Below are 11,138 nucleotides of genomic sequence, written 5' to 3' on the forward strand. Positions count from 1 at the left end.
GCTACTTACAAATACAATTATTTTATTTTCTTCAATTGCAACATAGCTCACAACTGCCTTTCAGCACCAGGTATCATGAATCCACCCTTAGGTTTGATCTTCTCATAATCCACTACTCCTGTTTTCTCTGCCCATTTGAAATAATCAGATGATAATTCATTAACGATCTCTGGATGTAATGAAGCGACATCTTTTGTCTCGCCTCTGTCGGTTTCGAGGTCATATAGTTCCCATTTATACCCGGGATACGTAGAAACAATCTTCCATTTCCCCTTGCGAACTGCCCTGTTACCGGCACGCTCCCAGAAGATAGGCTCATTCCTGGCAACTTCAACTTCCTTTCCCAAAAGCACTGGTACCAGGCTTTTGCCAGCTAAGGCATTTGGAGTAGTACCGTTGTACTTTACAGGATACTTTGCTCCTGCCAGCTCATAAAAAGTAGGTGCTAAGTCTATAAGATGACCCGTCCCCTTTGCTATACTGCCTCCTTTGATTTGTTTTGGATACCATGCTATAAAAGGAGCACTGATGCCACCTTCATGCATATTGTTCTTGTAATTATTTAATGGGGTGTTAGATACATAAGCCCAATTCTGCTCTTGGTAACCATAAGAACCTGCAGTGCCTAGAGGTCCGGAATTCCGTTGAGGCCGCCGTCTTCCTAAACTGGCATAACCACCCTGTGCCCCATTATCAGATATAAAAATCACAAGGGTATTATCATCCTTTTTTAATGATTTCAGTTTATCAAGAATTCTTCCAATACCTTGATCCATACGGTCAATCATGGCTGCATAAACTTCCATTTTAGATTTCCACAATTGCTTCTCCTCATAAGAAAGATTGTTCCAGTCAGGCACCAAAGAATCACGGGTATTAATGGTCTGCCCGGGAAGTAGTATTCCTGATTCACGTTGCCTTGCAATACGCCGTGTCCTTAAAGAATCCCAACCAATATCATATTTTCCCTTATACTTTGCAATGTCCTCTGGTAATGCCTGTAGAGGCCAATGCGGTGCATTATACGCTACATACAAAAAGAAAGGTTTGCCTGTACTATTCTGCTCTTCCAGGAACCCAATAGCATTATTGGTAATTTCATCCGTTAGGTACTGTTCTGGCTTCAACTTCAGCTTCTGATTGTCCTTAACCAATACAACGGGTGGTGCTTTTTCAGGATAAGACCCTATATCAAAGTAATTACTCGCACCACCAATGAAACCATAAAAGTGATCAAAACCTCGCTGGTTGGGCCACGCCAAACTATCATCACCAACATGCCATTTGCCTGCCATCAATGTGCTGTAACCCGCATTGCGCAATACTTCAGCAATGGTTAATGATTCCTTGTTCAGGTAGCCCTGGTAAGCAGGCAAGCCGAGATTTACATTAAAAAAACCAACACCGGCTTTATGTTGGTATTGTCCGGTTAAGAGTGAAGCCCTGGTTGGTGCACAAATAGAATTGTTATAAAACTCACGAAGTCGCAATCCGCTATTTGCCAACTTATCCAGATTTGGTGTTTGAATTTCTGACCCATATGCCCCTATATCCGAATAACCCAAATCATCTGCCATGATCAAAATGATATTGGGCCTTTTAGAATTGTTCTGTGCAATAGCCTGATGAAACAAAACAAATATCAATGCAAAAACTACAATTATTCTTTTCATTATTAATTAGTGGTTTGTAAATATTTAAAATTTAAAACTCCTTCATCCATACATCATCTATCCTTTGTTGCTGAAGCATATCTGCTGTATAGATACTCCAAACCAAAGGCATAGTAAAGGCATAGCAAATCCTAGGATAAAGCATGAAACTGGCAAATTCCATACTTTTTGTATGCCCATTTCCAGATACCAGACTCCTTTTCTCCTAATCACTAAAACCCCAAATCTTTAAATCCCAAATCCGAAATCCCAGATCTACCCCTCTGCTCCTTACCTTCAGTACAGGTCAAGTATAGATCAAGCACACTTCAAGTATACTTAGTGCACGAAACAGAATTCGACCCCTCCCTTCCCCCCTACCCCTTGAGCCGTACTTGAGCCGTACCTTAGCCGTACTTTAGCCGTACTTGAGCCTAGAAACCCATTTTTACACATCCAATACCCTAATATCCTCATATCATTCCCTTCACCCCATTCCTCATTCAAACTTGTCCGCCTCTGGCGGATTCGAATCATTCGTCATTCAAATCACTGCCAATCCGGATGCTGTTTCAGTTTCGGATTTAAATTCAATTCACGTTGAGGCGTAGGAAAATGAAGATGCTTCGGCGCTGCCAGTGTTTTACCCGCTGCCTTTAGCGTAGCAACATAATAATCAGCCCCTCTGCGTACAAGATCAAACCAACGCTGGTGCTCATAAACAAATTCTTTTCGGCGCTCCTGGAATACAGAATCCCTGAATTGTGCTACTGTAAGATTGGGTGCAACATCCTGAAGCTTTGCGATTCCGGCTCTCTTCCTCACTTCGTCAATTGCCCAGTAAGCTTGTGTCGTAGGCGCATTGTTGATTTCATTTAATGCCTCAGCATAGATGAGCAAAACTTCAGCATACCGGATCACAGGAAAGTTCTTGGATGACTGCCCTTGATTCCCAACAACTGACGGATCGTAATATTTATTAAAATGAGGATCGAATGTATAAGTCTTTCCATCTATCGGACTGACCATCTCCGAAACAAAAGTGACTGCTTTACGTTGATCACCAGCACTAAAGCTTTGATACAAACCACCAGCCTTATGCAAAGCATCTGCATAATCTCCATTGATACCAGGCACCTCATTTGCTGCAGAACGGCTGGCTAAACTGTTGCCTTGGTAACTTGCATTCCCTTTAAACTGGACGGAAAAGATATGCTCCTTGCCATTCTTTGTAGCGACATTAAATACATCAGCAAAATTATCAAATAGTGCATAGGTATTGGATTCTATAACTTCCTGGCTTTTTGCTGCTGCATTTTGCCAATCTTTACGGGTCAGGTATACTTTCGCTAATAAACTCTTGGCAGCACCAGAAGTTGCTCTCCCAATATCACTGCTGGAATATTCTTTTGCGGTAGGCAATGCCTCTGCATCTTTCAAGTCCTGTATGATTTGTTGGTAAACCTTATCCTCAGAAGATTTTTCTACGTATAAGTCTTCAGGCTTTAAGGATGTGGTCTCATGCAAAACAATAGGAACATCTCCAAACCAACGCACAAGATTAAAATAATTCAATGCTCTTAAAAACTTAGCTTCATTGATCAACCGGCTTCTGATGTCCGTACCAATTTTCCCTTCTGGGATCAGAGCAATTCTGTCAATCGCAATATTGGCTGTATTAATAGCATCATAGCTTTGCTTCCACAATTGTTCCATGCGATCGTTGGAAGCATCATGTGTTAAGCCCGAAATAGCTCGAACATGTGCATTACGCGCCCTGGGACCAGCTTCATAATCATCAGTCGCCATTTCCACACCTATTTGTATTAAGCTATTGTACAGTGACTGCCCACTTTCAAATAGCTTCCTGTATACACCGTTTACAGCTGCAGTTGCCTGTTGTTCATTCTGATAAAACTGGTCAGTAGTGAGGTATGATTCCGGATCCTCATTCAACTTTGAGCATCCTGATAAAACCAGAAGAGTTGATAATAAATACACAATGTTCTTCATTCCCAAAATATTTTGTATCAATAAATTAGTTTCATTAAAAGTTGACTGTTACCCCCGCATTGATAACTTTAGATATGGGATAAATGCCTGCATCAGTGCCTGGCGACACATTGTTTCCTGAAGTCACTTCAGGATCAAACCCTGTGTACTTTGTCCAGGTGAAAAGGTTTTGCCCAATCAGGTAGAATCTGAGGTTCGACAACTTTACTTTTTGTAACAACGCTCTTGGAACAGAATAACCAATGGTTAATGTCTTCAGCCGTACAAATGAACCATCTTCTATAAAGCGATCAGAGAAAACTGGGGCTGGATCCAATTTAGCCCGTGGAATAGTATTGCTTGGATTGGTCGTTGTCCACCTGTCTAATGCAGCTGCAGAAGCATTTTGCTGACCAGTGAACAATTCAAGAGTTTGCTTATTTGAATTTAATATCTTATTTCCTTCCGATCCTTGGAAGAATATAGATAAATCAAACCCTTTCCAGCTGAAATCATTGGAAATACCATAGATGATGTCCGGTTGTGCACTACCAATGATGGCACGATCTGCAGCTGTAGTAAATGTTCCATCACCATTAATATCCTTATATAAACGATCTCCACCCTTCGGAGCAGCACTACCTGTATACTTGCCCTTTTCAGATACTTCATGACTTTGCAAAATGCCATCAGTCACAGTACCATAAAACAAGCCTAAAGGCTGCCCTACTTGTATAATATAATTACCACTGATATACTGTTGTGCACCATTGCCAATGCTTAATACTTCATTTCTGTTAATGGAAGCATTGATGCCAGTGTTCCATTGAAACGCACCGGTGAAATTCCTTGAGTTCAATCCCAACTCAAAACCTTTATTTTGAACAGATCCAAAATTCTGCAAAGAACTTGGTTGGCCGGTAGTCCAGGGTATTTCAACATTCAACAAAAGGTCTTTCGTCTTTTTATAATATCCATCAAGCGTGAGTGTTAAACGGTTATGAAATAAGCCAACATCAACACCTGCATCATATTGATACGTTGTTTCCCATCCAAGCTCACTATTAGCAAGCCTGTTAGGAGTAAATCCGGTTACTATAGTATTTCCAAATAAATAAGTTAAACTCGTTAACGTAGATAAAGACTGGTATTCTCCGATCTCTAAGTTACCTGTTGTCCCAAAGGAAGCTCTGAGTTTAAGATCATTAATAACAGGTAACAAATGGTCAAAGAATGGCTCACTGCTCAACTTCCAGGAAAGAGCTGCAGATGGGAAATACCCCCATTTATTTCCTTTACCAAAACGGGAAGATCCATCGGCCCTTAGACTTGCAGTCAGAAAATACTTCTGATCAAAATTGTAATTCACGCGCCCCAGGAAAGAATGTAAAACCCATCTCGTGTTATCGGAATAAGGTTTTACGACAGTAGCTCCACTTTGAAGGCTGTTGTCTTCAAGATCATCAGTCACAAATTGTTGCGCCCCTGCCCTGATGATATCTCTTTGAAACTCCTGCTGTGTAAAGCCACCCAAAGCATCTATTGTATGCCGGCTGAACTTCTTGGAATAGGACAGCGTGTTTTCATTTAACCAGGATATTGTATTAATAGCACCAGAAGAAGCAGCACCATTTGTACTGGCGCCTTCATATATTGTGCTGGGTATATAACTGCTTTCTTTCGTATTGCTGACATCTGTTCCCAACAACACCTTTAATTCCAGCCCATTGAGAATGGTGTACTCACCTGAAGCCGTACCAAAAAGCCGGTTAGTAGTGGTTTTATTCTTTTGTTCATTTAATGCAGCAATTGGATTTGAAAAAATATTTTCAAAAGGATTGCGTAAGGTATACGACCCATCCGGTTCATATATTGTTGCAGTTGGAGGCATAGTGAGCAGGGCGCTCACAATGCCATTGGGGGCTACATTGGCGTCAGTCCTGCTGGCTGTAAAATTGGAACTTATTTTCAGGCGGTTACTAGCCACTACATCCAGGTTAGCTCTTCCACTCAATCGTTGGAAGTCTGTATTTTTAATAATACCATCCTGGTTAAAATAGTTACCGGAAACCGCATAACGCGTTTTTGCATTGCCCCCGCTTATAGTAAGCTGGTGATTTTGAACTGGTGCCTTTTGAAAAGCTTCATCCTGCCAATCAGTACCTTTTCCCAATTGACTGATTTGTTCTTCTGTCAGGTATTGATACTTTCCTTTAGAAGGATCTGTATCATATAAAGCATCATTTCGCAATGCAGCAAAGCCTTTTGCATCCAACAACGCGATCTTTTTTCTTAGCGACTGCACGCCATAACTTGCATCATAAGTGATCTGGTTCCGGTCACTTTTACCTTTTTTAGTAGTAACGATAATGACACCGTTGGCACCACGGGAACCGTAAATCGCAGTGGCTGATGCATCTTTCAAAATATTGATACTTTCAATATCCGCCGGGTTAATACCAGACAATGGATTCACTGTAGCACCTGTAATCGCACCTGCAGAAGATGCACTGTTATATATAGGAAATCCGTCAATTACATATAATGGCTCATTTCCACCTTGGATGGAACTTCCACCACGAATGCGTATACTAACACCACCACCTGGCTGACCAGAAGTTTGGGTTACCTGGACACCTGCAGCTGCTCCTTTTAAAGTTTGATCCAATGAACTTGATGGCTGTTGCAGCGCCTTTGACGAAACAGTTGCTATAGAACCAGTCACATCACTTCTGCGCTGCCTGCCGTAACCAACCACCAAAACATCTGTGAGCTGACTATTGGCTTGACGCAGGACAACCTCAATACTGCTGCCTTCTTTCAGGGTAACTTCAGATGTCTGATATCCAACATAGCTGACAATATAAGTTACAGGCAATCTCTGCCCGGTTAAAAATCCAAATACACCCCTATCATCAGTGATTACTTCGTGTGTGGTTCCTTTAATATGAACGGTTGCACCCGAAAGAGGCTGTTTGGTTGCTTCATCAATTACTTTTCCTGTCAGCGTTATGTTTTCCTTTTGAGCATATACAGATGCAAGGAAAAAAAATGAAAACAGAAAAAGTAATGATGATCGTTGTGAATGAGTATAAATATGCTTTGATTTTTGTTTCATTATACTTCTTTGAAAAAATGAATACTAAAGCCGCATAAAGCAGCCCGTTGCTATAGAGATAGGAGCTGATTATCTGAACAACAGCCGGCAGCTAGTATAACTGCCAATCGCCGACATTTTACCAGCTATGACCCGGCCAGTTGTTCAGATAATAACCTTCCTGTTGCAGATGATGAAGGCACATCATTGCATTACAAACACGACAGCCCAATATGTTGTGCTGTAGGAATTTTCAATATGACTAGAAAATTAAATTGAGGAGCGATGTTGACATCGCATCGCCATTAAGGACATAACATAGAGTGTACATAAGTTCATACAAATAAACTTTATGGGTTAAAGCCTTCAAGCATTGTTGGCGATTAACATTGCTTTCAAGCGTAATAGTCCACCAAATCTGTAGACAAATATAAAAGCATAATTTCCTAACGGCAAAATATTTCTTCAAAAAATTTTGAAATTTTATTGCAATTTAGAAAACACGATTATGGTTAAGAGTTATACATGATCACACGCGCGACTATCCATATTCAGCCCCCAACCTTCCGTACTACTCATTCCATTCTCAGGCATTATAACGCCTGTTCATATACAGCAATGCTTATAGGTGCAAACTTGATGCATTCCCCTCCTTTAATAACCTTCGGCAAATTGGGTACTTTATCTTGCGGCTTTTCTACCCACTTATCATCTTTTGAATAAATCAATTGATTCCAGCTTTTATCTGAAGCTGGCAACTGGTAAGCCATTTCTTCGTCTGAAAAGTTAAACACACAAATAAGATGCTGTTCGCTGGATGCACTTTGCCGGTGCATGATCAACAGACGCTCTCCCTTTGTTTCAACTTGCACATCAGCTTTATTAAAATTCTGTAACGCCAAATGTTGTTGGCGCATACCGATCAACACACGGTGCCATTGAAGTAATAATGCATGTTTACCATCTTTTCTCTTTCGCCATTTTAATTTACAATCATTGAACGTAGATTCATTCTGCGGATCAGGTGGCTCTACATCAAACCCGAAGACTGCAAACTCTTCTTGACGGCCCTTTTGTACAGCCTTTATCAGTTTAGGATTTGAATGGGAGACAAAATAATAGAATGGAGATTCATCACCGTATTCTTCTCCCATAAATAACATGGGTACGTAAGGAGCTAATAGCAGACAGGCTGCTGCCACTTTCAAACGATCAAAATCCACCAGCATGCATAATCGCTCTCCTCTCACACGGTTACCAACCTGATCGTGATTCTGGTTAAATACCACGAATTGATCCCCCGGCACACCAGCCGATGACCTGCCGAACTTGCGATTGCGAAACTTCACCCATTCACCACTATGCACAAATCCATCAGTATACCCTTTTGCTAATTGCGTCAGTTCACCAAAATCTTCATACCGCTCCCTTCCCTTTTCATCCAGCAAAGTATACAACGCATGATGAAAGTCATCGAGCCACTGTGCAGTAAAACCATAACCTCCAGATTCCGGCTGCCAGATTACTTTAGGGCTATTTAAATCACTTTCTGCTACAACATAAAAAGAACGTCCCATCTTTTGCTCCAACTCTTTCACTTTATGGTGCAAGTATTCCCAAAAGTGCACAGCGCTATTGTCAAATACAGTATGAATCGCATCACATCTTAATCCATCAATATGATAATGTTCAAACAAATAGAGTGCATTACCTGCAAAATAATCACGCACACCATCACACCATTCATCATCAAAGTTGATGGCATCACCCCATGGAGTGCAATACTTCTTATTAAAATAAGGACCGTACTGTAATAAGTAATTTCCTTCAGGGCCCATGTGGTTATATACCACATCAAGGAAAACAGCAATCCCTTTTCGGTGACAGGCGTTCACCAGCCTTTTCAATCCTTCCGGCCCACCATAAGAGTTTTGAATAGCATAAGGAAATACACCATCATAGCCCCAGTTTCTGTTTCCTGGAAACTGTGCGACGGGCATCAGTTCAATAGCATTAACGCCAAAAGTTTTTAGATCATCCAACCGGCTAATTATGGACTCAAATATCCCCCCTTCCGTAAAAGTCCCTACATGTAATTCGTATAAGATCAGGTCCTTAAAAGATGGCAATTGCCAGTCTGCATCATTCCATTGAAAAGTACTATGATCAATGACTTCTGAAGGGCCATGCACACCTTCCGGCTGAAAATTTGAAACCGGGTCTGGGTAATCATGCTCACCTTCAGGCCGGAAAAAATATTGAGCTCCTGGATATAAACTTTCTACATTATAATGAAAATATCCTTCCTTATCCTTCTGCATGTTGTAAACAGCATCCACAGGATGAACAACATGCAACTGCATGCGCTCTTTCAAAGGCGCCCACACTATAAAATCACAACCACCATCTCCTGAATATATTGCTCCAACTTTTTTCATCCCATACTTTTTTTTAGTTCATTGATCAACTTCCCCTCTACCATCTATCATCTTCTCTCCTCATTCGTCATTCCCTCGATTCCCTCATCTCACACCATCCAACCGCACGATAACACCCTCGTCACCACTCAAATTAATATAATCTTTAACAGCAATACCTTCCAACTCAGGCGTAGTTGCCGCAACAACACTGCCGCTTATACATACATTCCCAGGTCTAAAGTAACAGGGCCTATGTGAGAGATTCAATACAATCAAAAAGTGCGGAGAATTTTCTGCACAACGTTTGAATGCGAATACCTGGTGATCAGAATAAACAGGAGTGTAATTGCCATTCATTAAAGAAGGCTCAGTTTGCCGAAGTTGAATTAACCCCCTGTAAAGAGAAAGCATGGAATATGGATCATTTTTCTGTAGCTGAACATTCTGTCTTCGATACTCTTTTTCCAGGCGAAGCCAGGGCTTAATTTCAGAGAAACCTGCGTATTCATCATTGTTCCATTGCATGGGCGTACGTGCTGGGTCTCGGCTCAGGTTTTTATCCGGCATGTTAAGGCCTTGCGGGTCCTGAACCTCATCGAATGGTATAGGTACATCACGCATGCCGATCTCATCTCCATAGTAAATGGTAGGTGTTCCTCGAAGGGTCAGCAACAACATGGCCGCAACTCTTGCTTGTTGCACACCAACTCTACTGGTAATACGAGGCTGATCATGGTTACCTAATACCCAGTTCGGCCAGCCATGTTTGGGCAATGCACCTTCATACTCATCTATCGAAGCTGCTAAATGCCTTGCGTCCCAATGAGCAGAAATGAGCATAAAATTGAATGGCAGGTGTGCTCCCAAACTATCCACACCATAATAGACCACAAGCTTATGAGTTGGGAGATAGATCTCACCGATCATCATGCGCTCTGAATATCTATCCAGCACTTGACGCATTTGAGTTACTATATCATGCACTTCCGGCTGATCGGTAGAATAAACTGGCAGCAGTTGCTCATAAGTAGCCATGTGCTGCTGATAATCAGGGTTGATGGGATTGTCGCGAAACTGATCATCCTTGATCATATGCCACATGACGTCCACCCTGAAGCCATCCACACCTTTGTCCAACCAGAAACGCATAACATCCAGCATAGCATCTTGCACTTTAGGATTGCGCCAGTTAAGGTCTGGTTGTTCTTTTAAGAAGGCATGATAATAGTACTGCCCGGTTGTCTCATCCCACTCCCAGGCAGGTCCGCCAAACACAGATAGCCAGTTATTGGGTAGAGAGCCATCCTCTTTGGCATCTTTCCAGATATACCAATCCCTTTTAGGATTGTCTCTTGATGATTTTGATTCCAAAAACCAGGGATGCTGGTCAGATGTATGATTGGGTACTAGGTCAAGAATCAGTTTCATTCCACGAGCATGAACCTCCTGCAGCAGTTGGTCAAAATCATCTATACTACCAAATAAAGGGTGAATACCCTGGTAGTCTGAAATATCATAACCAAAATCAGCCATGGGTGAAGGATAAATGGGAGAAACCCAGATAGCCGAAACACCGAGCCATTTTAAATAATCTAAGCGTTTAATAATGCCTTTCAAATCACCAACGCCATCACCATTGCTATCCTGGTACGAACGTGGATAAATCTGGTAAATGACTCCTGTTTGCCACCAAAAATGTTCCATCTGTCTCGAATTAAAATTTCTTAATTGATTAGAGCATTGCTTTCACAGAAAAAATAAGGCCAGGGGAACAACTTTGACAAATCACCCTAAGTTCCGTACCTACCTTTTCCACAAATCCCGGATTTTTATTTCACATTTTAGATACTACTTTTCTCATTTCCTCCCCAACCTTACAGAGACCTTATAGAGATGTTATAGAGATTCTGTGTTAAAAGTCAAGAGATTTTTACTTTAATTTTGTGTTTTAGGCGGCTGTATGCCAGCCTGTTTAGG

The 11,138-nt window shown here is 41.4% G+C and carries 5 protein-coding genes; all 5 read right to left on the bottom strand.

All coding sequences use genetic code 11. From position 1 onward, the window contains the following. Positions 1 to 47: 47 nt before the first annotated feature. Complete coding sequence (locus OCK74_RS26435) at positions 48 to 1,673, bottom strand: arylsulfatase (protein WP_279300127.1); 1,626 nt, start codon at positions 1,671 to 1,673, stop codon at positions 48 to 50. Positions 1,674 to 2,201: 528 nt separating this feature from the next. After that, on the bottom strand, positions 2,202 to 3,665 hold the full coding sequence (locus tag OCK74_RS26440) for a RagB/SusD family nutrient uptake outer membrane protein (protein ID WP_279300128.1): 1,464 nt from the start codon (positions 3,663 to 3,665) through the stop codon (positions 2,202 to 2,204). A gap of 34 nt (positions 3,666 to 3,699) precedes the next feature. Continuing rightward, positions 3,700 to 6,762: a SusC/RagA family TonB-linked outer membrane protein gene (locus tag OCK74_RS26445; RefSeq protein WP_279300129.1), complete on the bottom strand. Its 3,063-nt coding sequence runs from the start codon at positions 6,760 to 6,762 to the stop codon at positions 3,700 to 3,702. A gap of 572 nt (positions 6,763 to 7,334) precedes the next feature. After that, positions 7,335 to 9,179: a malto-oligosyltrehalose trehalohydrolase gene (treZ, locus tag OCK74_RS26450; RefSeq protein WP_279300130.1), complete on the bottom strand. Its 1,845-nt coding sequence runs from the start codon at positions 9,177 to 9,179 to the stop codon at positions 7,335 to 7,337. Positions 9,180 to 9,263: 84 nt separating this feature from the next. Next, the gene (locus OCK74_RS26455; protein ID WP_279300131.1) at positions 9,264 to 10,865 is read right to left on the bottom strand and encodes an alpha-amylase family glycosyl hydrolase; all 1,602 of its coding nucleotides are present in this window, start codon (positions 10,863 to 10,865) and stop codon (positions 9,264 to 9,266) included. Between the last annotated feature and the right edge of the window lie 273 nt (positions 10,866 to 11,138).

The organism is Paraflavisolibacter caeni, assembly GCF_025628885.1.
In the GTDB taxonomy this organism is placed as follows: Bacteria; Bacteroidota; Bacteroidia; order Chitinophagales; family Chitinophagaceae; genus Flavisolibacter; species Flavisolibacter caeni.

Excerpts from the sequence above, each read along its gene's own strand:
- treZ (WP_279300130.1), bottom strand. The coding sequence starts at position 9,179 with ATGAAAAAAGTTGGAGCAATATATTCAGGAGATGGTGGTTGTGATTTT.
- OCK74_RS26435 (WP_279300127.1), bottom strand. The coding sequence starts at position 1,673 with ATGAAAAGAATAATTGTAGTTTTTGCATTGATATTTGTTTTGTTTCAT.
- OCK74_RS26445 (WP_279300129.1), bottom strand. The coding sequence starts at position 6,762 with ATGAAACAAAAATCAAAGCATATTTATACTCATTCACAACGATCATCA.
- OCK74_RS26440 (WP_279300128.1), bottom strand. The coding sequence starts at position 3,665 with ATGAAGAACATTGTGTATTTATTATCAACTCTTCTGGTTTTATCAGGA.
- OCK74_RS26455 (WP_279300131.1), bottom strand. The coding sequence starts at position 10,865 with ATGGAACATTTTTGGTGGCAAACAGGAGTCATTTACCAGATTTATCCA.